The sequence below is a fragment of the Microcystis sp. M083S1 genome, assembly GCF_020246405.1.
Classification (GTDB): domain Bacteria; phylum Cyanobacteriota; class Cyanobacteriia; order Cyanobacteriales; family Microcystaceae; genus Microcystis; species Microcystis aeruginosa_C.
This window is the reverse complement of record NZ_JADBTB010000020.1, coordinates 17,879-40,573: the sequence shown is the minus strand read 5'-3', so window position 1 is coordinate 40,573 and position 22,695 is coordinate 17,879. Positions and strand designations below refer to the sequence as shown.

The 22,695-nt window shown below is 41.6% G+C and carries 21 protein-coding genes; 11 read left to right on the top strand and 10 right to left on the bottom strand.

The window, feature by feature from the left end; genetic code table 11:
* Positions 1-121 precede the first annotated feature (121 nt).
* Positions 122-1,564, top strand: a complete 1,443-nt coding sequence (locus IM450_RS01785; RefSeq protein ID WP_287664937.1) for an AAA-like domain-containing protein — start codon at positions 122-124, stop codon at positions 1,562-1,564.
* Here IM450_RS01785 and IM450_RS01780 read toward each other — a convergent pair.
* Positions 1,561-4,278: an AAA-like domain-containing protein gene (locus IM450_RS01780; RefSeq protein WP_287664935.1), complete on the bottom strand. Its 2,718-nt coding sequence runs from the start codon at positions 4,276-4,278 to the stop codon at positions 1,561-1,563. The genes IM450_RS01785 and IM450_RS01780 overlap by 4 nt on opposite strands.
* A gap of 256 nt (positions 4,279-4,534) precedes the next feature.
* The gene (locus IM450_RS01775; RefSeq protein WP_287664932.1) at positions 4,535-5,428 is read right to left on the bottom strand and encodes a helix-turn-helix domain-containing protein; all 894 of its coding nucleotides are present in this window, start codon (positions 5,426-5,428) and stop codon (positions 4,535-4,537) included.
* A 197-nt stretch (positions 5,429-5,625) separates the two neighbouring features.
* On the opposite strand from IM450_RS01775, the gene carA reads away from it, so the two are divergent.
* The 5 genes from carA to IM450_RS01750 all read left to right on the top strand — a co-directional run bounded on the left by carA (position 5,626) and on the right by IM450_RS01750 (position 8,938).
* Positions 5,626-6,774 (top strand): glutamine-hydrolyzing carbamoyl-phosphate synthase small subunit, encoded by a 1,149-nt coding sequence (gene carA, locus IM450_RS01770; RefSeq protein ID WP_287664929.1) that lies wholly within the window; start codon positions 5,626-5,628, stop codon positions 6,772-6,774.
* 74 nt (positions 6,775-6,848) lie between these two features.
* Positions 6,849-7,199: an STAS domain-containing protein gene (locus IM450_RS01765; protein ID WP_045360375.1), complete on the top strand. Its 351-nt coding sequence runs from the start codon at positions 6,849-6,851 to the stop codon at positions 7,197-7,199.
* Between the two features lie 3 nt (positions 7,200-7,202).
* Positions 7,203-7,619 carry a Mini-ribonuclease 3 gene (locus tag IM450_RS01760; RefSeq protein ID WP_004268539.1) on the top strand — a complete coding sequence of 139 codons (417 nt, stop codon included), beginning with the start codon at positions 7,203-7,205 and terminating at the stop codon, positions 7,617-7,619.
* Positions 7,620-7,662: 43 nt separating this feature from the next.
* Positions 7,663-8,529: a 23S rRNA (guanosine(2251)-2'-O)-methyltransferase RlmB gene (gene rlmB / locus IM450_RS01755; RefSeq protein ID WP_287664928.1), complete on the top strand. Its 867-nt coding sequence runs from the start codon at positions 7,663-7,665 to the stop codon at positions 8,527-8,529.
* Positions 8,530-8,641: 112 nt separating this feature from the next.
* Positions 8,642-8,938 (top strand): DUF1816 domain-containing protein, encoded by a 297-nt coding sequence (locus IM450_RS01750; protein ID WP_002768846.1) that lies wholly within the window; start codon positions 8,642-8,644, stop codon positions 8,936-8,938.
* Positions 8,939-9,015: 77 nt separating this feature from the next.
* Here the strand turns inward: IM450_RS01750 and IM450_RS22375 are convergent, their stop codons facing one another.
* The 3 genes from IM450_RS22375 to IM450_RS01740 are packed head-to-tail and all read right to left on the bottom strand — an operon-like array spanning position 9,016 to position 11,689.
* Positions 9,016-9,198, bottom strand: coding sequence for a hypothetical protein (locus IM450_RS22375; RefSeq protein ID WP_170915505.1), 183 nt, complete (start codon positions 9,196-9,198; stop codon positions 9,016-9,018).
* Positions 9,199-9,238: 40 nt separating this feature from the next.
* Positions 9,239-10,672, bottom strand: a complete 1,434-nt coding sequence (locus IM450_RS01745; protein ID WP_004268535.1) for a bifunctional orotidine-5'-phosphate decarboxylase/orotate phosphoribosyltransferase — start codon at positions 10,670-10,672, stop codon at positions 9,239-9,241.
* A 12-nt stretch (positions 10,673-10,684) separates the two neighbouring features.
* On the bottom strand, positions 10,685-11,689 hold the full coding sequence (locus tag IM450_RS01740) for a CHAD domain-containing protein (RefSeq protein ID WP_287664926.1): 1,005 nt from the start codon (positions 11,687-11,689) through the stop codon (positions 10,685-10,687).
* Positions 11,690-11,807: 118 nt separating this feature from the next.
* On the opposite strand from IM450_RS01740, the gene IM450_RS01735 reads away from it, so the two are divergent.
* A complete protein-coding gene (locus IM450_RS01735) occupies positions 11,808-13,337 on the top strand; it encodes a glycine betaine ABC transporter substrate-binding protein (protein WP_287664925.1) in 1,530 nt (509 codons plus the stop codon).
* On the opposite strand, the gene cysS is transcribed toward IM450_RS01735, so the two are convergent.
* The gene (gene cysS / locus IM450_RS01730) at positions 13,320-14,762 is read right to left on the bottom strand and encodes a cysteine--tRNA ligase (RefSeq protein ID WP_287664924.1); all 1,443 of its coding nucleotides are present in this window, start codon (positions 14,760-14,762) and stop codon (positions 13,320-13,322) included. The two genes, IM450_RS01735 and cysS, sit on opposite strands and share 18 nt — an antisense overlap.
* A gap of 316 nt (positions 14,763-15,078) precedes the next feature.
* On the opposite strand from cysS, the gene IM450_RS01725 reads away from it, so the two are divergent.
* Positions 15,079-15,354, top strand: coding sequence for a hypothetical protein (locus IM450_RS01725; protein ID WP_002768833.1), 276 nt, complete (start codon positions 15,079-15,081; stop codon positions 15,352-15,354).
* A gap of 2 nt (positions 15,355-15,356) precedes the next feature.
* On the opposite strand, the gene IM450_RS01720 is transcribed toward IM450_RS01725, so the two are convergent.
* Positions 15,357-16,550, bottom strand: a complete 1,194-nt coding sequence (locus IM450_RS01720; protein ID WP_287664923.1) for an NAD(P)/FAD-dependent oxidoreductase — start codon at positions 16,548-16,550, stop codon at positions 15,357-15,359.
* A 121-nt stretch (positions 16,551-16,671) separates the two neighbouring features.
* On the opposite strand from IM450_RS01720, the gene IM450_RS01715 reads away from it, so the two are divergent.
* Both IM450_RS01715 and IM450_RS01710 read left to right on the top strand, forming a co-directional pair.
* Positions 16,672-17,313, top strand: a complete 642-nt coding sequence (locus IM450_RS01715; protein ID WP_287664922.1) for a Uma2 family endonuclease — start codon at positions 16,672-16,674, stop codon at positions 17,311-17,313.
* A 24-nt stretch (positions 17,314-17,337) separates the two neighbouring features.
* Entirely contained in the window at positions 17,338-17,979 is a 642-nt protein-coding gene (locus tag IM450_RS01710; RefSeq protein ID WP_004268525.1) for a Uma2 family endonuclease, read from the top strand.
* Between the two features lie 3 nt (positions 17,980-17,982).
* Here IM450_RS01710 and recN read toward each other — a convergent pair whose 3' ends face one another.
* The 3 genes from recN to IM450_RS01695 all read right to left on the bottom strand — a co-directional run bounded on the left by recN (position 17,983) and on the right by IM450_RS01695 (position 21,820).
* Positions 17,983-19,710 carry a DNA repair protein RecN gene (gene recN / locus IM450_RS01705; protein WP_287664921.1) on the bottom strand — a complete coding sequence of 576 codons (1,728 nt, stop codon included), beginning with the start codon at positions 19,708-19,710 and terminating at the stop codon, positions 17,983-17,985.
* 274 nt (positions 19,711-19,984) lie between these two features.
* Positions 19,985-20,665: a two-component system response regulator RppA gene (gene rppA / locus IM450_RS01700; RefSeq protein ID WP_043997953.1), complete on the bottom strand. Its 681-nt coding sequence runs from the start codon at positions 20,663-20,665 to the stop codon at positions 19,985-19,987.
* Between the two features lie 96 nt (positions 20,666-20,761).
* On the bottom strand, positions 20,762-21,820 hold the full coding sequence (locus tag IM450_RS01695; protein WP_287664920.1) for a DUF2157 domain-containing protein: 1,059 nt from the start codon (positions 21,818-21,820) through the stop codon (positions 20,762-20,764).
* 178 nt (positions 21,821-21,998) lie between these two features.
* On the opposite strand from IM450_RS01695, the gene IM450_RS01690 reads away from it, so the two are divergent.
* The gene (locus tag IM450_RS01690) at positions 21,999-22,469 is read left to right on the top strand and encodes a DUF29 domain-containing protein (RefSeq protein WP_004268519.1); all 471 of its coding nucleotides are present in this window, start codon (positions 21,999-22,001) and stop codon (positions 22,467-22,469) included.
* Positions 22,470-22,695: the final 226 nt, after the last annotated feature.

Below are 22,695 nucleotides of genomic sequence, written 5' to 3'. Positions count from 1 at the left end.
AGCGAAGCTTGCACTCAAAAAGGAGGATAGGAAACTCACTGTTTTAAGTTTAATCCGTAACCAAATTATTACTTAAATTTCTCAATTATCAGCAAAGTCCTTAATTACTAAACTTGAGATAATGTCTAGAAAAGTTACCTATGGGGATATTCCCAGACAAAGAACCAAATATCTGCTTAATGCTCTGTTAAAGTTTGCTAACTACGAGGTAGATAATTGTGAAAATCTGGCTATTAAATTTAGCTGGATTAATGAGAAAAAATTGAAAATTCAAGCCGAACTTAATGCTTTAGAAATGCTGACTGAAAAATGTGGTCAAAAGCTGGAGTCATGGCAAATTCGTGATGCTTTGACGGAATATCTTAACGAAAAGTTTTTAGGTATTTTGGAAGATCATCGTCTCAATAATCAAGGAAAAATTCGTACTTTTCAAATTACTTTTTGGCAACGGGGTCATGATATTTTAACCAACCTAAGGAGCTTTGATCAAGAGTGGGCAAACAAAAGTAAACATCAATCTCCCGCAATTGCTGCTATTTTCTCCTCTTTAGATGAGGAAAAACAACAGGATTATCAGACCTATATTAAGGATTATGTAAAACGTCCACCTCTGGAGGAAAATTGTCTCAAAGTTCTTCAGCAAGAACAATCGTTGCTAAGAATTCGCGCACCTCATAATAGTGGCAAAACCCGTTTAGTTAATTGGTTAGTCCATCATCTCAAACAAGATAATTATCAACCAGTTATCATTGATTGTGAGGAGGAAAAAGCCACTATTGCCCTTAGTTGTGAAGACTTGCTGCTGTCGATTTGTCGTACCATTACCCAAGAATTAAAGATTAACGAATCTCTTCTCGATAAATTTTGGTCTCGTCCCGGAACTCCTGCCCACAAAACTCGACGATATTTAGAGGAATATGTTCTCCAACCCAGCGCTAATCCTCTGGTTTTTGTCTTTGAAAAATTTGATACAATTTTGGAAACTGAAACAATCGGTAATGAAATTTGTGGTATTCTCAGAAGTTGGCATGAAAGACGTTCCCAACCTTGGCGGAAACTACGCTTAATTATTATTCATTCAACGGAATTTTATAGCAACTACGATTTTTATGCCTCTCCCTTAATTGGTGTAGGTTATGTGGCTAGTTTATCGGATTTTAATGCGGAACAAGTTCTCACTTTCGCTCAAGTTAATGGCATTAATTGGACGTTATCAGATGTTCATAAGGTCATGAACTTAGTGGGAGGTAATCCTTATTTAATTAAGTTAATCTTGGTAAAATTGCAAGAAGGAAATTCTCTAGAAAAGGTTCTAGATGATGCCTTGCAGGGACGAGAGCCATTTCAAAGTCATTTTTTCCTACTGATGAGATATCTGAAAAGTAATGCTAACCTCCAGAATATTTTTAGGCAAATTCTTCAGAAAAAAGCTCTGACTCCGGCTCAAATGAAAGGAGAATCTGTCCAATTTTTGGAACGATTGGGACTGATCCACAAAAGTTATGATAACCTAGAGGTTCGTTGCAATTTGTATCAAGTATATTTTGACGACTTGCTTGATTAGTCTCGTTGAGATTCCAATTGAAACTGAATTGAGTTTTCAAGTTTTGCTTCTAACTTACTCTTAACCCTGACAGTAATTGGTTCTCGATTAGATTCGGATTCATTATCTACAAACCTGAGAGAATTGCCTGAGGTCAAACTGGCCGAAAGATTGAGGTTTTCCAAATGTTCTTGTATCAACTCTAAAGAAATTTTATTCTGGGATTGCAAGGCTCTAATAGCAGCTATAAATGATTGGGCTGCATCATAACTGGTAGCGGTTCGCCAACTAATATCTTCTTTCCATAAAGCTTGAGCATCTCTGACAAAATTTTGGGACTTAATTAGATGGGAAAACCAAGGCACAGCCAAAACTAAATTATCAATAAATTTACCGCTATCAACCAACATTTCATGTTCATACATGGAATGACTCCCTAAAAGAACTAGCTTATTTTTCAGTTCTAGAGTGGTACTGGTATTCAACTGTTCAAGAGTATGGGATAATTCCACTACCACAGAAGCTGATTCCAAACTGGGAAATAAGACAATTCCTCTAACTTGATCTTGGGAAAATGCTTTTAAAACTTCTGCGTCAATATCTAGGGAAGATGATAAATCAATTACTTTAGTGATTTTACCGCCTTTTTTTTGGAAAGCTTGATGAAACTCTTGAGTAAGTTCTTGGCTATCAATCTGGTTAGAATTATTAAAAATAATTACTTTATCTAGATCATGTTTGCTGGCATAATTAGCTAAAGTCTCACCAATTTTTTCATTGGTGATAACGGTTCTAAAAAAGTATTCACTCTCAATTACATCCGAGGAACTTGTCGAAGAAATTAAAGTAATTTTGGCTCTTTCATAGATAGGTAAAGCTGCTAAGGTGGCTTCACTAGAATAATGTCCAATTACTCCAATAACTTTGGGGTCTTTAACGATTTCCTTGGCGACTATCTTAGCAACTTTTTCATCATTATTATCATTGGCAATAACGATATTTAAAAATAAATTATTCGCACTTGTCGGTAATTGGCTATTAAATAAATATTGTGCTTGAGCAATCCCTTTAAGGATTTCTTGGGAAATTTCATTTTTTTTGCCACTGGGAATAACCACCGCCAAAGTCACATAATTATTACTTAAATAAGCGATAACATTATTATAATAAATCAAGTTTTCTGCATCTTCAGGATGAGCGAGATAGGCTTTTTTGAATAACTGTTTAGCTTCCAAATAATTAGCATTTTTAAAAGCCAAAATACCCCGATCTTTATAAAAATTTTCCTGTTTAATAAGTAGCTTTTTTTCGCCTTGGCTAAATAGTTCAGGCTCCTTAGTATAGGGAATTTTATAAAAGTAAGGTAACAGCCATGACTGGTAGAATCCCAACCCAAGTAAACCTGTAACAATGCTAGTAAATATTCCCGCTGCCAACATAAATAAACGAGATTGTTTTTGACGAGTAATGCTCTCAGATGCGGCTAAAAAACGATAATCGATACTATCTAATTCTTTATCTTCTTGCCATTTTTTAGATTCCTCTAACTTTTTACCTGTCAGTAAACAATTTGTATCGGTAAAATTTGAGTCTTCCCACTTAGCAATTTCCAATTGATAAGGACGACTAGCTGCTAATACATTATATAACCATTTTTGATTAAAAATTGCCTGATAAATAGCATTAGCCACTCTAAGATAGCCCTGATTATCGACGATAACTAATCCAGATAGTAATAATTCATCATGTTCTGGTGTGTTACTAGCTTTTACCAATTTACCTTTTAAAAGGTTGGCATAAACCCTTAGTAAATATCCTTGATCAGGATGATAAATCAGTCGCTCTCTTATACTTGATAAAAAAGCAGGTTCATCTTTTTTTTCCCAGTTATCAATAATGTGTTTATAAACAAAATCTCGCATCCAGGCTGATAAGAGAGACCGAGGTATTGTAACTTTAAACTTGGCAATTAAATAACACAATTTTTGAGTTAGAAAAGGTTGACCATTAGTCCAGCTAAAAATTTCTTGTAGAATTTCTTGAGGGGAAACACCCAACCCTTCTAGTCCCTGCATCAAGGGTTGACAGTTATCTTCTAACGACAGTCCATTTAATTCAATTGCTTTACCAATATTGAAAGGAGTTCTTTGACTATCTTGAATTAATTGATTGGGGGTAGCCGTGCCAATTAAAACAAATGAAATACGATTAAAATCTGCATTAATAACTCGCTTTTCATGACAAGACCTAAGGTAAGCAAAAAAGTCATCAGTAGCAAAAGGTAGTTTTCTAACCACATCAATTTCATCAATAAAGATAACAATACTGGTTGAAATTTTTCTTAATAAAATTTCTTTAATAAATTGTCTAAGTAACCCAACATTAGAAACAGATTGACTGGCAATCCAAGATTCTAAATCCGTCATGTTTAGTTTTAATTGTTCGGCAATTTCAATAATTAAGGAATGATACCAGCTAGATTGATCTACTGATGTCCCCAATTCATTTAAGTCTATACGGGAACAGGCTACTCCTTGTACTTCAATTTGAGTTTGGATGCGTACTGTCAAACTCGACTTGCCCATTTTGCGAGAATTGAAAATATAACAATACTGACTGTTCATCAGAGCTTGGTACAGTTCCAGATCAGCCCTTCTATCCACATAGCTTGGATCGGAAGGAGATAAGGTACTAGAAAACTTATAAACATTCTCGGCGGTTGCGTTTTCTTGCATATTTCGGTATTTTATTGACCAGATAACCAAAACTTGGGTAAGTAATACCAGTTTGAACTACACTAACCCCGGTGATAAATCCAGAAAAAACCGCGCTCACTCATAGCCGATTATTGGTAAGCTAGTTCTGCTCTGAATGAAATTGACATATTTTCTTCGGGTAAACTCATCTAAGCTGAATTCTCTCAACTGCGCGAGTCCCCACCCTCAGCAACGGGTTCGGAAGAGACTGAAAAGTCTCCTATCCCCTAATTCCCTACTCTAAAGCGTAGATACGACCATCCATGAGCAGACGGGTGATCCCTTTCGCTTCCAGTTGAGCGTGAGCTTTTTCGATCAGGCGACCGTCGGGAACTTTAATCACTTTTTCCTTGCGCTTGGAGAAACGACGAGCGATGCGATGACTTTCAAAGATGGGGAGAGTGCGCTGCTGGATTTCCTGAGGGGGAACCTTACCCAATTCGGCAAAATCCTTGAGGGGACGGGTGATTAATTCGGCAGCGCGATCGATCACCAAGTAACAGGTTTTGGGAAAAGCCGCCGCCGATAGGGGTAAGATCTGTAATTGGGCTGTTTTAACGATAGTGGGGCCTAAATAGCTCCCCGCTAGTTCCTCTTCCTCCTCATCTTCATCTTCATCCTCCTCATCTTCATCCTCCTCTTCATCCCAATCCTCGTCAAGCTCATCTTCCTCCTCTTCCTCGATAGCTTCGACGAAAAACTCGGTTAAATTAGCGTTTTCTAGGGGTTTATCGCCATTAATTTCTGTCTCTTCCGAATTATCTGCTTCTGGCGGGTAAGAGGTATCCATTAACAGGGTTAATTGTTCCACAGCGGCGATCGGTTGCTGAAAAGCCTGCTCATCCTTAGCTGCGATGTGGGCTGCCGAAAAACCAATCACCTCGATCGCTTCTTCCGATAAATCCGCTGCTGCTCCCTCCTCCTCGAGGCCGCGAGGATTGCGGGCCAAGCGTTTTTTCTGGATTAACTGCTCGTATTCCTCGCTAGAAAAAGAATTTTTGAGAAAACGACTGACCGTAGAGCTACTCACGCCATAACGCTCGGCTAAGGTGGAAGTGGTGGCCTCCGTTTCCCGATAAAGCTTAAGAATTTCTTTTTTCGTGGCATCAGTCAGTTTTCTTGGACTCATATTACTTATATAGTTATTTTTTAAGCGATAGGATCTTGCCGATGGCTAGTCAGGGGAAGCTGTTGTCCTTGAGCGGATGTACTCTTAATCATAAAACGCTCTAGCCAATTAAAACTAAGCAATTCGTTTTCTAGTCCCTGTTCTAGTCTATCCTTGACTTTTGTTTCTCACCACTACTCAAGATTAAAAAATTGACGATGATATCAAGTGCTGCTAGTCAAAAAGCCTTATTAGTTCTGGCTGATGGTACAGTTTACGAGGGTTATTCCTTCGGCTCCAAGGGAACCACCGTCGGCGAAGTTGTCTTTAACACGGGGATGACCGGTTATCAGGAAGTCCTCACCGATCCCAGTTATGCCGGTCAAATCGTCACTTTTACCTATCCGGAATTGGGAAATACGGGGGTTAACCCCGAGGATGAGGAGTCAATTCGTCCCCAGGTGAAAGGTGCGATCGCCAAAAATATCTGCCACCGGCCCAGTAATTGGCGTTCTAGCCAATCCCTACCGGATTATCTGGCCGCTCATCATGTTATTGGCATCTATGGCATCGATACCCGGTCTCTGACCCGCAAAATTCGCTCGGTTGGGGCGATGAATGGGGCAATTTCTACGGAAATACTCGATTATCACGATTTACTGCGGCTGGTGCAGGCGGCCCCCAGTATGGCGGGATTAAATCTAGTTAAGGAAGTAACCACCAAGGAAGTGTACGAATGGACGACTCCCACCCCGTCCGCCTGGGAATTTGCGCCAATTGATAGCGATCAAGAACCGTTAACGGTGGTGGCGATCGATTTTGGCATCAAACGCAATATTCTCCGGCGTTTAGCCAGCTACGGTTGTCGGGTGATCGTGGTTCCCGCTGACACTCCCCCAGAAAAAATCGCCGCCTATAATCCCGATGGTATTTTCTTTTCTAACGGACCGGGAGATCCGGCGGCTGTCACCGAAGGGATTGCCCTAGCCAAGCAACTTTTACAAGGAGAAAAACCCACTTTTGGCATCTGTATGGGTCATCAAATTTTAGGCCTATCCCTGGGAGCAGAAACCTTTAAACTGAAATTTGGCCATCGCGGGTTAAATCAACCCTGTGGACTGCAGCAACAGGTGGAAATTACCAGTCAGAATCACGGTTTTGCCGTGCAGGAGGCCTCTTTAAATCCGCAAGTGGAGATTACCCATCTCAACCTCAACGATCGCACCGTAGCGGGGTTAAAACACAAGTCTCTGCCCTTTTTCTCGGTACAATACCACCCCGAGGCCAGTCCTGGCCCCCACGATGCCGATTATCTGTTTGGCCAATTTGTTGATTTAATGCGGCAAGCAAAAAAGGATCGGTCGTAAATTTTTAGGATATACTAGGGTTTTGATTTTTACGGCTCTCGAGCTAGGAGGGGATTATTCCAGAAGCAATTAACTTGACCGTCAGCTTGCGAGGCACGCGTGAGGTCAGAGATAAGTACCAAATTTTCCGTTTGACGGGTCTTTTAGATGCCTTTTCCGAACCGACTTTTTGTAAGGTGATCGAAGGCTATGTGGAGGAAGGTCCCAAGGATGTGATTATTAGCCTCGCTCAGATTGATTTTATCGATAGCTCCGGTTTAGGAGCTTTGGTAAAATTGGTGAAAAAGGCCAAAACCGAAGGGGGCAGTTTACAAATTGTTACCAATCCCCGAGTAACTCAAACCGTAAAACTGGTGCGATTGGAGAAGTTTTTTTCCCTGCAACCCACCCTAGAAGCGGCGATCGAATATCTAGAAAAAGCGTAAATCGTGGAATCTCCTCTCGAAAAAATTCGCTTACAGGTCAGTGGCCAGGGTTCACCAATCCTAGAGGGTCTTGACCGATTATCGCCCGCTTCTCTGGCCTATCTGGGGGATGCTGTTTATGAATTATATATCCGCAGCTATTATTTACTGCCGCCCCAGCGTCTGGGAGACTATCACGCTCAGGTGGTGGGCAAAGTCAGGGCCGAACAACAGGCTTTAGATTTAGCACAACTGCAGCCCTATCTGACGGACCAAGAAAAAGAAATTCTGCGCCGGGGACGCAATGCGGTCACGGGAAAACGCCGTCGTCTGACAGCCCAAGTCTATCAGCAGGCCAGCAGTTTAGAAACCCTGTTCGGCTATCTTTATCTACAAGACCCCTCAAGATTACATCAACTATTAGAAAAACTAGAATTATAGCCCTCAGGGACGATTCCCGACTTTACTCTTAATCCATGCAACCATGAGCGATCGACCATTTCGTGACAAGTCCGATAATCGTAATTCTCGCCGGCCCTCGCGGCCAAAAACCGGGCCAATTCTGGCTAAATCCCCAGCAGTAACTCCAGAAAACCAAGAAGCTGATGATCTGCTCTACGGTCGCCGGGTGGTTTTAACAGCCATGGAAGAGGAGCGCCAACTGAATCGGATTTGGGTGGTCAATCGACTTCGTTACGATCCCCGTTATCATACCCTTTTGGAAAAGGCCAAAGCCAACGGCACGGTAATTGATGAGGTGGACGATCTGCGTCTCGATCAGATTACCAGTAAGGCCAATCATCAGGGGATCGCCGCCCAGATGTCTCCCTATGATTATATCGAATTAGCCGATCTGATCGAGAAAGCTAAGGGCAAAAGTCGCCACCCCGTCATCGTCATCGCTGAAGGTATTACGGATCCCCATAACCTTGGGGCAATTATTCGCACCGCCGAAGCCATGGGTTGTCAGGGGGTAGTTATTCCCCAACGTCGCGCCGCTGGGGTGACATCGACGGTGATGAAAGTGGCGGCGGGGGCCTTGGAATATTTACCTGTGGCCAGGGTGGTCAATCTCAATCGTGCTTTAGAAGAATTAAAAGCGGCGGGTTTTTGGCTCTACGGCACGGCGGCAAAAACCAGTAAATCCTTACACACAATCAATTTAACGGGCGCGATAGGATTGGTGCTAGGTTCGGAGGGAGAGGGTTTGAGTCTGTTGACCCAAAAGTCCTGCGATGAGTTGGTATCTATCCCCTTGGCAGGCAAAACCCCCAGTCTCAATGCTTCGGTGGCGGCGGCTATGGCTCTTTACGAGGTTTACCGGCAACGCTGGCAAAATTCCCCCGACTGAAAATCTGTATTTTTCGACACTGCCAATAGCCAAAAGGAGAAAGTATAAATAAAATAGGAAGGAAGTTTGCGAAATGTAAACAAACGTAACAAAACCACCAGAGTAGATTTAGATGGGGAACGAAATGAAAGAATTTTTGATTAGCTTACTCGAAAGGTTCGGATTAGCCTACTGGGTCGAGATTAAAACCGACTATCCCAGATGTACTTATTATTTCGGTCCTTTTCTCGCTAAAGACGAGGCTGAGGTCGCTCAAGCCGGTTACGAAGAAGATTTGAAAACGGAAGGAGCGCAGGGGATTAAATTGCATATAAAACGTTGTAAACCGAAAGATTTAACTATTTTTGAGGAAAAAGAAGAAAGCAAGCTCCTGAATACCCTAAAGGTCTTACGCAGTCAAGTTTCTTAACAATTTTCAGGGATCAGTAATCAGTAATCAGTAATCAGTAATCAGTAAACAGTGAAAAGACAGCATAAGGCTGCTACTTAGGGTCTGCTGAATAAATCTAAAAACCTTGTTGGATAAGACTTTTGGACTTTTTTCCCCTCAAAAAGTGCCAGCCATTGCGGGGATCGGGGGGAAAATTCAGGTACTTTTTCCCTGAAAATTAGGTAGTTGACCAGCTGAAAATCGATAAAACCCCACACCCCACACCCCACACCCCACACCCTGCCCCCAAGAAAAACTTTTTGCCGCAAACCCTAAATATCAATGGGAGCGATTTAAAAAACAGCTATATTCTGCTTCTGTCAGTCTTCCCGCTTCGTAGAGAGTATCGGTAATTTCTGCTAGGGTTAAAACCGAATAAGGTTGATAACCATGGCTACGAAGTTTATCTTTAACGGGGCCACCATGGTCGATAAAAACCACGATATCATTAACTAATAATCCCGCCGATTTAATTTTTTCTGCCCCTTCGATCGCACTTTTGCCAGAAATTAAAATATCGTCCACCACTACCACAGTTTCCCCCACTTGAAAATTACCTTCAATTACTCTTCTTGTGCCGTGAGCTTTTACTTCTTTGCGGGGGAAAATCATCGGATGATTTAATAATAAAGATAAACCCGTAGCTGTAGGTAAAGAGCCGTAGGGAATACCAGCAATGCGGTCAAATGTCAAGGTTTTTAATATTTCTCCATAGGCTTCAATTACCTGCTGAAAAATATTAGGATTAGAGATAATTTTTCTGAGATCAATATAATAGGAAAAAGTTTCTCCCGATGCTTGTACATAATCGCCAAACATCAAGCAACCAATATCAAATAATTGTAGAATTAAATCCTGATGAGGATGTTGTTTTAAAAGACAAACGTTAGCAGTCCAAGTCTCATCTCCGCTTGATTCTTGCTGGTGATTTTGTTGAATTTTGTTGACTTCCTCGCGTAAATCCTTGACTTTTGCCCCCAAATCGGGTTGAGATAAAAAGTCTTGGGGTATAGGAATTAATAAACCCTCGCCATGACTATTTAAACCCACAGTAATTAACTCGGAGAATTTACTTTTGTCTTCCCAAATACTGCGTAATAAAATCAATCTTTCGGGGGCAAAATTGCGAATCTTTTTCAATATCTCCGGTTGAGTGGTTCCCACTTCTAAAAATACTTGTTCGGGAGTTCCCCAAGTGCAAGCTTCTTTGACAACTTGCAGATAAAAAGGATTGTCGCGACTGGGGAATTCTTGCAGATTAATCGCGCCTTGATTGGAAGTATGACAAAGGATAAAAGCGCCATGCTCGGGGTAAACTAAAAAAGGAGCAACGTGATCCTGTCCGGAGTAGGGATTGAGAGTAACCGCGTCCACCTGCCAAGTTTTAAAGATAGTCTCAGCTAAAATACTGCTAGTATTAATATCGCCGTGTTTAGCATCCAAAATGACCGGGATATGAGGGGGAATTGCCGTTAAAATTCGCTGTAATAATTCTAACCCAGCCGCTCCCAAAGCTTGATAAAAGCCTAAAGTTGGTTTGTAGGCACAGACAAAAGGGGCAGTTTCATCGATAATAAACTTGAGCCACTGTTCTAAATTAACGATTAATTCTCCCGGGGTGGGGGGCATCATTTCGGGGTTAGCATCTAAACCGAGGACAAGTAGAGTCTGGTTTTGACTAATGGCGTGGTTTAACTTTTGAAAAAAATTCATCGGTTCCTAATCTCAGAATTCTGGATTAGTTTCCAATTTTACACTATTTGGTCGAAAAATAGGCTGTAAAATTGTCTCGTGCAGACTTTTTCTGGTGTCAGCGTCAAGGAATTTCTTTTGTAGTGGTTGCCATTCTTGCCATTTTTGGTGACGGATATTTTGGAAAATTTCGAGTAAGGTGGGCATTTCCTTGGCGAGACAATTGGGGAAAATTTGGCTAAGAAAATCCGAGAGAACACAACAATCCTGCATTTCTCCGAGAATACCTTGAAGGTTTTTAATATCTTCTAGGTACTCTTGATATTTGTCGCCATAAAACTGAGTAAATAACTCCATATTATAGCGAGAACGCTTGGCTTCTTTACGGAGATCGTGCAGTAATAATCCTTCCTTTTCCAATAAGTCATCAATTTCTTGACTAGAAAACTCTCTTACTTTTTGATCTTCCTCTAAATTTACCCCAACTAACCAACCTTCATGGAGTAAAAAGCGACTCGCTTGCGGTAATAATAAGTCTGGTAAAACCGTGGCAATATCTAATTTTCCTATCGGTTGATAGGTGGGATTATCCAACCAACTGGCAAAATCTGCCTTAAAATTGAGAAATTTGTCGGACTTTAACAGCTTTTCTACCTTAGCAAAAGCCTTCTTTCTTCGGCTTTCGAGAACTTGTAAAACTTTCTTCAGTAATTCCTGTTCTTTCGGTGGTAAAATTGGCTGATAATGACCGACAAAAGCCTCTTTTAACACATCTAAATCACGCAATTCTCCTAAAATTATGCCCAGATTACCCACCCGTTTTTGATCGGCATATTTCGGCATGGTTAAAGCGGGGGCAAAACCGGTTAAGGTACTGCGAAGACGACGCATTCCCACACGAATTTGATGTAATTCTTCCGTATCCTGATCGAGTAAAACTCCAGCTTCATGTTTAAGAACTTTATGAAAATGTTTATCAATACCGATATAGGCCCAATCGGCCACAGTTTTAGCCCGAGGATTAAATTTGTTAGTCATTTGTCTTTAGGGAGGAAATAATGTCAAGATGATGATAGAATCTTTAAATAAAGACTGGAACTAATAGGTCCCATTTATTCTACACAATAGGATGAAGCAGCAGCTTTAAGAGAAGTTTATGGATAGTTTTTGGCTAGATTATGCGGGGGAAATCGCTTTTCGCACTGGAGAGCATCTTTTCTTGACGGGAATAGCCATGGCTATGGGTAGCTTAATCGGGATTCCTCTAGGTATTTTGATTAGTCGTCAAGCTATTCTCGCTCAACCAATTATAGCGATCGTTAACACCCTACAGACTATCCCCAGTTTAGCCCTATTTGGTTTTTTAATTTCCGTGCCTTTTTTGGGAGGAATCGGCAAAATTCCCGCTATTGTTGCCCTAACTCTCTATACCTTACTGCCAATTGTTTTAAATACCTATCTGGGCATCAAAAAAGTTGATCCCGAATTAAAATTAGCCGGGTTATCCCTAGGCATGACCGACGGTCAAATCCTGCGCTATATCGAATTACCCCTAGCCAGGGCGACAATTTTGGCAGGAGTGAGAATTGCCACGGTGATTGCTATCGGTGTGGCTACGATCGCAGCTGCCATCGGTGGCGGTGGTTTGGGAGTGTTTATTTTTCGCGGTATTGCCACGGTCAACAATCAGTTAATTTTGGCGGGGGCAATTCCTGCCGCTTTTTTAGCCCTTGTTGCCGATTGGAGTCTCGGTCGGCTAGAAAAGACCTTTTCCCCTTCGCAACGTCCGAAAAAGCCCTCTAAATGGCAATGGGGCTTAGGTTTAATCGGGTTGGCCTTGCTATCTTTCCTCTTGACTCAAATTTTCCATTCATCCCCCGGCACCGTGGTGATCGGTTCCAAAAATTTTACCGAACAGGTGATTTTAGGGGAAATTTTGGCACAGGAAATCGAAAAAGAGACGAATTTACGGGTTGAACGTCAATTTAATCTCGGTGGTACTCTGATCTGTCATGAAGCGGTGAAAGCGGGTAAAATCGATGGTTATGTGGAGTATTCTGGCACGGCTTTCACGGGAATTTTGCGAGAAAAACCCCTGAACGATGCCCGATTAGTCTCTCAAAAGCTGCAAGAGATTTATCCGGAAAAATTTAATCTAGAAGTGTTTCCCAGTCTAGGATTTGAGAATACTTTCGCCATTGTTATCCGGGGAGAAACCGCCAGTCAATACAATCTTAAAACTCTCTCGCAAGCGGCGAAATATACCCCCAATTGGCAAGCGGGTTTTGGTTATGAATTCTTGGAAAGGGAAGACGGTTATAAGGGATTAGCCAAGACCTATGGTCTAACTTTTGCCGGACCCCCGAAAGTGATGGATTTAGGGTTAATGTACCGCGCTTTAGCCGAAAAACAAGTGGATTTAGTGGCGGGAAATTCCACCGATGGCTTAATTCCCGTGCTAGATTTAGTCATCCTAGAAGATGATCAACGCTATTTTCCTCCCTACGAAGCGGTACCGATTTTTAACCTGGATAGTTTGCAAAAATATCCCCAATTGCGACAGGTTTTAGCCAAACTCACCGGCAAAATTACCTCCACAGCCATGCAGAAATTAAACTATCAGGTGGATGGACGCGATCGCAAAGTGGAGGAAGTGGTTAAAGAATTTCTAGTCTCCCTCTCTTAACCATTTAGTCATTCCCCCGGGTTGGTCGATTAAAGTAATGCCTTGGGCTTTTAATTCTGCGCGAATGCGATCGCTTTCGGCGTAATTTTTCGCTTTTTTCGCCTCTGTCCGTTGTTGGATCAGATTTTCGATATCCGCTGCACTAATTCCCTCAGAAACAGGGGTTTCTCCCTGGTCGGCGGCAATTTCTAAGCCCAAAACCCTAGACAATTTCACCAAAGTATGCCATTTTACCGCTAATTGGGCCAGATTGCTGTCTGTCTTACCCGCATGGGTTAAATTATTACCCTCCTTGCGTAATTCCTTAGCGATTTCAAATAACACCGCTAAACCACCGGCAAAGTTAAAATCGTGATTTACCGCCTCTTGAAAGCGATTTTCTAGCTCTTGGTCAGTAATTCCGGGATTATCTGGCGGAAGATGCTTATAACCAAAGGATAAACCCTCTTGTAAAGTATGCCAGCCATTAGTGGCCGCCTGCAATCCCTCATCGGAAAAATCAATCGGTTTGCGGTATTGGGCGCCTAAAATTAATAATCTCACGGCTAAGGGGTCATATTTTGCCAATAACTCGCGAATAGTGATGAAATTACCGAGGGATTTTGACATTTTTTCCCCTGCCACCTTAACCATGCCATTATGTAACCAATAGTGGGCCAGAGGTTTACCCGTAGCCGCTTCACTTTGGGCGATTTCGTTTTCGTGGTGGGGAAAAATTAGATCACTTCCCCCCACATGAATGTCGATAGTTTCTCCCAATTGTTCTTTGACCATGGCCGAACATTCAATATGCCACCCCGGACGACCTTGGCCCCAGGGAGAATCCCAACTAGGTTCCCCCGGTTTTGCCCCCTTCCAGAGGGCAAAATCAAAGGGGTCTTGTTTTTTAATTGCTTCCGGGTCGTCGGTTTCTACCCGGCCGCTGGCCCCGGCTTGCAAATCATCCAGTTTTCGCCCTGATAGTTTGCCATAATCAGAAAAACGACGGACGGAATAGTACACATCGCCATCGCTGGGGTAAGCATAGCCTTTTTGTTCTAATTCATAGACTAGGCGCTTGATGCCGTCGAGGGTATGAGTGGCCCGGGGATAAGCGTCCGCCGGTCTGACTCCTAATTTTTCCATATCCTCAAAGTAGGCCTGGATAAATTTCTCGGCTACGGCTGCCATGGTGGTATGTTCATTTTTAGCCCGATTGAGAATTTTATCGTCAATATCGGTGAAATTCTGAATATAGCGCACTTTATAGCCGAGATACTCTAAATAACGCCGCACCACATCCCAAACCACACAGGTACGCGCATGACCCAAATGGCAATAATCATAGACGGTAATGCCGCAGCAATACATGGAGACAATGCCGGGGATGAGGGGAGTAAAGGGTTCTTCGCGACGACTGAGGGTGTTGTAGAGGATTAAGGTCATGGATGGGGAAATTTTTTTCTGGGGAAAAAGGCTAGTCCAATTTTATAGCAGTTATCAGTGATCAGTTATCAGTTATCAGTTATCAGTTATCAGTGACCGCTAACCACTTTCCCTGATTTCTCTACTATATTTTGTTTTTCTTGTCAAGGGGTTTTTCGGGTTTTAGTAAAAATCTGACGGTAAGATTTGAGGAGATAGGACTGTTTTGATGACAACTATTATTGATAGAATCGATAGAATAACGATAGGGGAAGCTTGCTTGTTTGCCTCAACCGACAATTTTTAATTGTTAATAAACTTTGACCAGACCCTAACTATGAATGAACCACCTAATAGCGCTGGCGATGAAATCCAATTACCCCGGGGAGAAAGAGTTGACCAGCTAAGAAATCTCATCGAAACCCTACGCATTGCCGATGAAGTGGCCAATCGCGGTTATTTGATTACCAGCGCCGAAGTGGCCGATTTAATGGATATTAATCCAGGGGCCGTTACCAGTCGCGGCGACCATTGGCCTTGGCGAAATTGGGTAATCTCCCGGGTCAGACGGGAGGGAAACCAAATTCTTTGGCAGTTGGAAAAAGTCGATTAGGATTAATTGCAACCATCAGTTAATTTCTCTCTTAACTTTTGTAAATTAGTAATTATCTCGTCATTTTCCCCCAGCAGATGACGCGCGAAACGTCGGGCCAGGGGCGGAGCCGATACAAGTGTACTGGTAAAGCCAGAAAATACCTGCAATCCCACTTTATCGGCGATCGCTCCCACTAGAGGCCGTCCCGAGGGGGCAAAGGCCACTAGGCAATGATGACAGCTTCCGGGGAGAGAGGCTAAAGAGGGCAGCAATGTCCCCACGGCGGTGCGTATTGCTTTTTCCCCCGCCAGAGGGTTTAAAATCGCGCTTGGATCGGTGATAATGGCGCTAATTTGCCCTAGATAAAGGCTTTGATCCCGGAATTGTACCGCCCCCGTTTCTAAAACACTGGCAATTATTTCTGGGGTTTCTCTCTGCCAAATGCCCTGATTTTCTAGTTGGGTGATTTTTTGCTCTAATACCAATCTGGCAGGAATTGCCGGCATAACTAGGGTGTTTAATTTGATTTCGCTGGGGGGAATTTTGATCACCTGGGCATGGGTAAAATAGACGGGAGCAGTAATACCAGATTTTTGCAGTAAAGACCGAGTTAATCCCCCCGCACAGACGATAGTTTCCCCAGCATAATAATTATCTTTAGGGGTTTTTACGCCGGTCATCCTCGATGCAGTTTCAATTAATTCGATGACAGCTTCCCGAATAATCGTGCCTCCCAGACGTAGAAAAGCTTGTTGATAGGCAAGATTAGTTTTTTCGGCGTTAATGTGACCGTGGGGTAGTCGTAAAACTCCGGAGATAGCTGCGGGATTTAATAAAGGTTCTAAAGCGATCGCTGCTTGCGGATCTAGAATTTCGGGGGTAATAGCAAAGATAGCAAATTTTTCGGCCACAGCGACTGGATCATCTTCGGGGTTCACGGTGAGAATTAGCTCTAGGTCTCGGTATTCATTATCTATGCCCAGTTCTTGGGATAAATTGCGCTGAATTTCTCGACCTTCTTGATATAATTTTCTCTGGATTTCTGTGGTAGCCGACCAATAGGCTAAACCCCCGTAACTGTAGAAAGTGGCGTTGAGGGGATGGGTTTCTTTTTCTAATAAGAGGACTCGACTGCCTAGATTAGCTAGTTCATAACTTAAGGCAGAACCGGTGATACCACCACCGATAATTATATAATCATAAGTTGTGGTCATAATTGGGCTAATTTTTACTAAATTAATCTATCCTATCATTATACTTGCTCGGTTCCTTGGTTCTGATTTTGTCGATAATTGCTATAATTACAGAAAAAGTTCAAAGCGGGATAGGATAACTATGCAACAGCTAGAAACTAGGGGGATAACTGAACGATGGATTAAAGGTAGTTGGGAAGAATACTTAGAAGCAATTAAAAACTTACCAGAAAATCAAGGGAAAAGTTATTATTACAATGGCTATTATCGATTAGAAATGACTCCTATTGGATTTGAACACGCTAGAGATCATCATGTTGTCTTTTTGGGGGTGAGTCTCTACGCTATCCTCAAAGAAATTCCTTTTCAAGGACTCCCCACTTGTTCTTATCGTAAAAAAGGAATTAGAGAAGTGCAGCCAGATATATCTTACTATCTAGGAGAAAAAGCGAATCTGATACCAAATGGGACTTCGATTATTGATTTAAATCAGTATCCCCCACCAGATTTAGTCATTGAAATCTCAAAATCTACCCTTAATGATGATCTAGGCAATAAACGCTTACTCTATGAAGAATTAGGGGTTAGTGAATACTGGAGTGTTAAGGTAGATGATCCCCAAATATTTGCTTTTGAAATAATTGATCGAGGTAGCAAAAGAATTGATATATCAAAGGTTTTACCTAATTTAAGACTTGCGGTTTTAGAGTCAGCTTTACAACAGGCACGCACCAGAGATCAAAGTCAGGTGGGACGTTGGTTAATCACTCAATTTCAAGGTTAACTACATAAAATCGAGGCTAATATTATGCAACAGCTAGAAACTACTATCTCAACAGATTTATGGATTAAAGCTAGTTGGGAAGAATACTTAGAAGCAATTAAAAACTTCCCAGAAAATCAAGGAAAAAGTTATTATTACAATGGCTATTATCGATTAGAAATGACTCCTATTGGTAACGATCATGCCAGCGATCATGCTATTTTGATCTTTGCTGTTAGTCTCTATGCTACCCTAAAAAATCTGGCCTTTAATGCCAAAGATAATTGCAGTTTTCGCAGGTCTGGTTATCGAGAAGTTCAACCGGATATATCTTATTATTTTGCAGAGAAAGCTAATCTGATTCCCTACGGTACTTCGATTATTGATTTAAATCAGTATCCCCCACCGGATTTAGTCATTGAAATCTCAAAATCTACCCTCAATGATGACTTAGGTAATAAACGCTTACTCTACGAAGAATTAGGGGTTAGTGAATACTGGAGTGTTCAGGTAGATGATCCTCAAATATTCGCCTTTGAAATAATCGATCGAGGTAGTAAAAGAATTGATATATCAAAGGTTTTACCTAATTTAAAACTTGCGGTTTTAGAGTCAGCTTTACAACAGGCACGCACCAGAGATCAAAGTCAGGTGGGACGTTGGTTAATCAGTCAATTTCAAGGTTAAATCCTACTGTTTTTTAGCAGCCGCTTTCTCCAATAAAGACTCGGCAAAAGCGATGGCATCTGCTGCCGAATTTCCTCCCGTTAATTGTGCCAATTCTTCCCTTCTCGTCTGACGATTATCGAGAGAAGTAACCCGGACAACCGTGCGAATTTCCGAGAGATTAGTGGGATTATCTTCGGCAATCATTTGTTTATAAACTCGAAAATGGTGATCAGCTAAAGCAGCCACTAAGGGTTGATGAGTAACGCATAAAACTTGATATTTTTGACCTAATTGATCTAATTTATCGGCAATTGCCTGGGCAACTTTTCCCGATACTCCCGCATCGATTTCGTCAAAAATTAGGGTGGCTGCTGCCGATTGGGATTGGGAAAAACAGGACTTTAAAGCTAGGAGAAAACGACTCATTTCTCCTCCGGAAGCGGTACTGGATAAAGGTTGGATTTTTTCCCCCGGATTGGGACTAAAATAAAATACCACCTGATCGACTCCCAGACTGCTAGGATTACCCGGGTCAATCCGACAGACAAAAATCACCTTTTCCATGGCTAAAGGTTTTAATTCCTGTACCAATTGTTTTTCTAGTTGACTAGCGGTTTCTTGTCGCAAAAAGGTTAACTGGGTGCTAGTTTCTCGATAGATGTTTTCCTGTTGCTGACAAATTTTTTCTAATTCCTCAATCGATTGTCCTTCTCCCGTCAACTCCGCTAATTCCTGTTGTAATTTCTGATAATAATCGAGTGCTTCGGCTAAACTTGGGCCATACTTGCGACAAATGCGCTTAAGTTGGATAATTCTCTCTTCTATCTCGTTCAATCTCTCGGGATCTGCCTCTAGACTATCCCCATAAACGTTGATTTCCTGTCCCGCTTCCACCACCTGATTTAATGCCGAGCGCACCATCTCTAAAATTGGCTCTAGACTTGTATCATAAACCATCATATTTGTCAAGATATTTTCAGCTTTTCCTAACAAATCAGCGACGGCCGGTTGATCGCGATCGTTTTGGTAGAGTAGTTGATAGACTTGATAGCTGCAATTTTGCAAATCGACACCGTGGGAGAGTCGGTTTCTTTCCTGTTCTAACTGTTCCAACTCGTCAGCGTCAGTTAAATTAGCTGATTCTAGTTCTTTTAGTTGATATTCTAATAAATCTAATCTTTGTAGGCGATTTTGTTCCGATTGCAACCTATTATTTAAAATATTCTTGCTTTCTTGCCAGTAAAGGTAGGCTGTAGCTACCTTTTCCCGCTGCTGCAGCAGCGATTCACCCCCGTAGAGATCTAATAATTCCCTCTGTCGATTAGCGTCCATTAACTGAACTGTTTGACCTTGGGCGGTGATTTCTACCAAAAAATCTCTTATTTGCGCCATTTGTTGGCGATTAGCGACGACTCCGTTAATCCGAGAACGAGAACGCAAGGAATTATTAGTAATCACTAATTCCCGGCTGATGGTCAGACTATTATCCTCTAATGGGTCAATTTCCTGACTTTCTAGCCAAGCCATTAATTCTGGGGTGAGAGAAAAAGTCGCTTCTAGGGTTGATTGTTGGCTTCCCTGACGGATGACGCGATGATTGACTTTACCACCGAGAACAATATCGATCGCATCTAATATAATTGATTTTCCTGCCCCCGTCTCACCGGTCAGTACATTTAATCCGTTCCCGAAAGTTAATTCTAAGCGATCGATGAGGGTAAAATTTTCAATTTGTAGGCAGGATAACATATATCAGTAATCAGTAATCAGTTGCTAAGTAGGTAGGCGTTAAAAATTATCAGACACCCCCCTTATTAAGGGGGGATCCCCCCGCCTATCGGCACCCCCCTTATTAAGGGGGGATCCCCCCGCCTATCGGCACCCCCCTTATTAAGGGGGGCAGGGGGGATCCCCCCGCCTATCGGCACCCCCCTTATTAAGGGGGGCAGGGGGGATCGAACCTAAAATCCATTTTTAATTTAATTATAACCAGTTACTTATTCTTATTATCTTTCACCATTCCCTAATTTTCCCCGAAACGGTAGCCTTTACCATAGACAGTATTAATTAGAGGCGTTTCTCCAGGCGCTTCGATTTTACGACGCAGCAAACGCATCAGGGCAGGAACTACATTACTATTAGGTTGCTCTCCTTCTGACCAGAGATGCTGATAAATTTGTTCATGGGTGAGAAGTTGACCCGGATGGGTCATAAATAAAGTCAACAATTGTACTTCTTTTGCTGATAAACTAATCGTGCGACCGTGACGATAGGCCACTTGATTTTCGCTATCGAGTTCTAAATCAGCAGATTTTAATTTACTGCTATTACTAGCTTCAAAATTGGGAGAACGACGCAATAAAGCGCGGACTCTCGCTAATAATTCTCGCAGTTGAAAGGGTTTGACTAAATAATCATCAGCACCGGCATCTAATCCCGCCACTCGATCATCTATGGTATCCTTAGCGGTTAGAAACAAAACGGGAGTGGTGTCCCCTTGATTGCGTAAATATTGACAGATTTGTAATCCGGATTGCTGGGGTAACATCCAATCGAGAATTAAGAGGTCATAATTATTCTCTTGTGCCAATTCTAAACCCGTCCGACCATTATCAGCAATATCAACTTCATAGCCTTCTTGAGCAAGAATTTGTTCTAAGGGTTCGGTTAATTCTTTTTCATCATCAACGATAAGTATTTTCATAAAAGTAAAAAAGATGGTGTTGGGTTTTGGGGTTTTGGGGTTTTGGGGTTTTTTAGTTGAATCTCCCCTATCTCCCCATATCCCCATTTCTCCCAATTATCGATCTTTGGGGAATAAATTGCGCCATTCGAGAGGGATATAACTTTCAAGAAATCTAGCCATGGTTTGGTAATGACGCTGATACAAAACTCCCATATAGATAATACCAAGTCCTAGGACGGTTAGGGCAAAGGGAAAGAAAATTGAATCGGCAAAGAGACGATAGGAGAGATAGGAAAGATAGGCAAATACTCCGATACCTCCAAAAACCACAAATAATCTTCTTTTTAGCAGGACGGATAATAACATCAATCCCAAGTTAATTAGACAGTACAAAAATCGTTGCGCTTCATTATCATCGATGAGGAGAGATAGACTAAACCAAAACATAATCAATCCGAATAGGTACAGCCAAAAAGCAAAATCACCCCGACTACGGCGCTGACGTACATCAATTAAATAGGCAGTTATTAAACAGGCAATTCCAAACCAAAAGGATACCCACAGTCGCAGTCTCCATGTATATTCGTTCTCCCCAAATAGTAAAGGAGTTAAGTCCATTGACATATACCACAGACTAAAAGCAATGGGTGCAGTTAAAAAAGGAAATTTAACAAATCGCAAAGTTATTAATCCCGCGATAATCGTGCCTAATTCCATTAAAAACCAACTGCCTTTAATCCATGTATGGAAATCTCGATAGATGCCAGGATATCCGGCTTGCCAGTATCCTGTCCAGCGTTGTAAACCATAGATTGCTAAGGGAGTCATTGCCACTGCCATGGTAAATAAAAGGCCACCTGGTATTTTAAGATTTTGCTGAAAATAGAGATTTTTTCCAGTCAAAATAAAACAAACTGCATAAAACAGGGCGATAAAAAATAGTCCTGCACCACCGAAACTCTCCCAAGCTTCGTTCATAAACCACCCCAGGGCAGAGATAACAATTAATGCCCCAAAATAATAGGCCACATTAGCAAAATTAAAGCGAGGGCGATTAACTTCATCTTCCTGGGGATAACGGGACAAAAAAGCCGTCCATAAATTTTCAGCTTGGCTGGCAGTAATTAGGTTTTGTTGTACCGCCCAATCAAAATCTTCTCTTTCTAGTCTCATAACATTCTCTAGTCCTTAAGCTAAGATGTATTTTAACCGCTTATCCTAAGGATAAGGGAATAGGGCATAGGCGCAGATGTTAAATCCTGTAGTAAAACTTAACATTTACCGATTGCAACATCCGAAATCTGCAAAATAGAGTATAATTCAATCTATATTAACTATTATCGAAGCCATCATGATAACTAAATCAGAACTCTATGAACAAGATTTTCAATTATGGCTAATAACAACAATAGGTCAGTTAGAACAAGGAGATTTTCAGGCATTAGATGTATCTCATTTGGTTGAGGAGTTAAAAGAATTGGGTAAATCAGATAAAAATGCCTTGGAAGGAAATTTAATGATTTTGCTGGCTCATTTACTGAAATTAAAAGTACAATCCTCCGCCCCTGAAAGCATGAAATCTAGCTGGTATAGCTCCATTGTCGAACACAGGGAACGAGTTATCGCCTTACTAGAAAACACCCCTTCTTTGAAATCTCATGTAGCAATCGCCATCGATAAAACCTATCCTAAAGGTCGCAAAATTGCCATCAAGGAAAGTAAATTGGCTGACTTGGGAATTGCGATTCCTCCAGAGGAAGCATATCCCTTAGACTGCCCTTTTTCCTTAGAACAGATTCTTGACGAAGATTTCTATGGCTGATAATTCATATTTAATCCATCGGCTAAGACACTTTCAAAATGCTTCTAAAAAGTCTTCAAATCTCAAAAACTGGGAAGCTATACAAGTCACATCTGTCTCCCGATACTAAGCGATTCGACTGACTTTAAATAGAGCTTACAAGCTTTTTTGCCCAACCCTAGTTAATCAGCCTTTAAGAATAAGTAAAAATTATAAATTTAAGGTAAATAATTAAAATATTTAAATA

What these genes read in the sequence shown, in the direction of transcription:
- IM450_RS01785 (WP_287664937.1), top strand. Translation starts at nt 122, where the DNA reads ATGTCTAGAAAAGTTACCTATGGGGATATTCCCAGACAAAGAACCAAA.
- IM450_RS01725 (WP_002768833.1), top strand. Translation starts at nt 15,079, where the DNA reads ATGAATGAACCACCTAATAGCGCTGGCGATGAAATCCAATTACCCCGG.
- rppA (WP_043997953.1), bottom strand. Translation starts at nt 20,665, where the DNA reads ATGAAAATACTTATCGTTGATGATGAAAAAGAATTAACCGAACCCTTA.
- recN (WP_287664921.1), bottom strand. Translation starts at nt 19,710, where the DNA reads ATGTTATCCTGCCTACAAATTGAAAATTTTACCCTCATCGATCGCTTA.
- IM450_RS01775 (WP_287664932.1), bottom strand. Translation starts at nt 5,428, where the DNA reads ATGAGTCCAAGAAAACTGACTGATGCCACGAAAAAAGAAATTCTTAAG.
- IM450_RS01710 (WP_004268525.1), top strand. Translation starts at nt 17,338, where the DNA reads ATGCAACAGCTAGAAACTACTATCTCAACAGATTTATGGATTAAAGCT.
- IM450_RS01720 (WP_287664923.1), bottom strand. Translation starts at nt 16,550, where the DNA reads ATGACCACAACTTATGATTATATAATTATCGGTGGTGGTATCACCGGT.
- rlmB (WP_287664928.1), top strand. Translation starts at nt 7,663, where the DNA reads ATGAGCGATCGACCATTTCGTGACAAGTCCGATAATCGTAATTCTCGC.
- IM450_RS01745 (WP_004268535.1), bottom strand. Translation starts at nt 10,672, where the DNA reads ATGAATTTTTTTCAAAAGTTAAACCACGCCATTAGTCAAAACCAGACT.
- cysS (WP_287664924.1), bottom strand. Translation starts at nt 14,762, where the DNA reads ATGACCTTAATCCTCTACAACACCCTCAGTCGTCGCGAAGAACCCTTT.
- IM450_RS01690 (WP_004268519.1), top strand. Translation starts at nt 21,999, where the DNA reads ATGATAACTAAATCAGAACTCTATGAACAAGATTTTCAATTATGGCTA.
- IM450_RS01695 (WP_287664920.1), bottom strand. Translation starts at nt 21,820, where the DNA reads ATGAGACTAGAAAGAGAAGATTTTGATTGGGCGGTACAACAAAACCTA.
- IM450_RS01740 (WP_287664926.1), bottom strand. Translation starts at nt 11,689, where the DNA reads ATGACTAACAAATTTAATCCTCGGGCTAAAACTGTGGCCGATTGGGCC.
- IM450_RS01715 (WP_287664922.1), top strand. Translation starts at nt 16,672, where the DNA reads ATGCAACAGCTAGAAACTAGGGGGATAACTGAACGATGGATTAAAGGT.
- carA (WP_287664929.1), top strand. Translation starts at nt 5,626, where the DNA reads ATGATATCAAGTGCTGCTAGTCAAAAAGCCTTATTAGTTCTGGCTGAT.
- IM450_RS01780 (WP_287664935.1), bottom strand. Translation starts at nt 4,278, where the DNA reads ATGCAAGAAAACGCAACCGCCGAGAATGTTTATAAGTTTTCTAGTACC.
- IM450_RS01735 (WP_287664925.1), top strand. Translation starts at nt 11,808, where the DNA reads ATGGATAGTTTTTGGCTAGATTATGCGGGGGAAATCGCTTTTCGCACT.
- IM450_RS01750 (WP_002768846.1), top strand. Translation starts at nt 8,642, where the DNA reads ATGGGGAACGAAATGAAAGAATTTTTGATTAGCTTACTCGAAAGGTTC.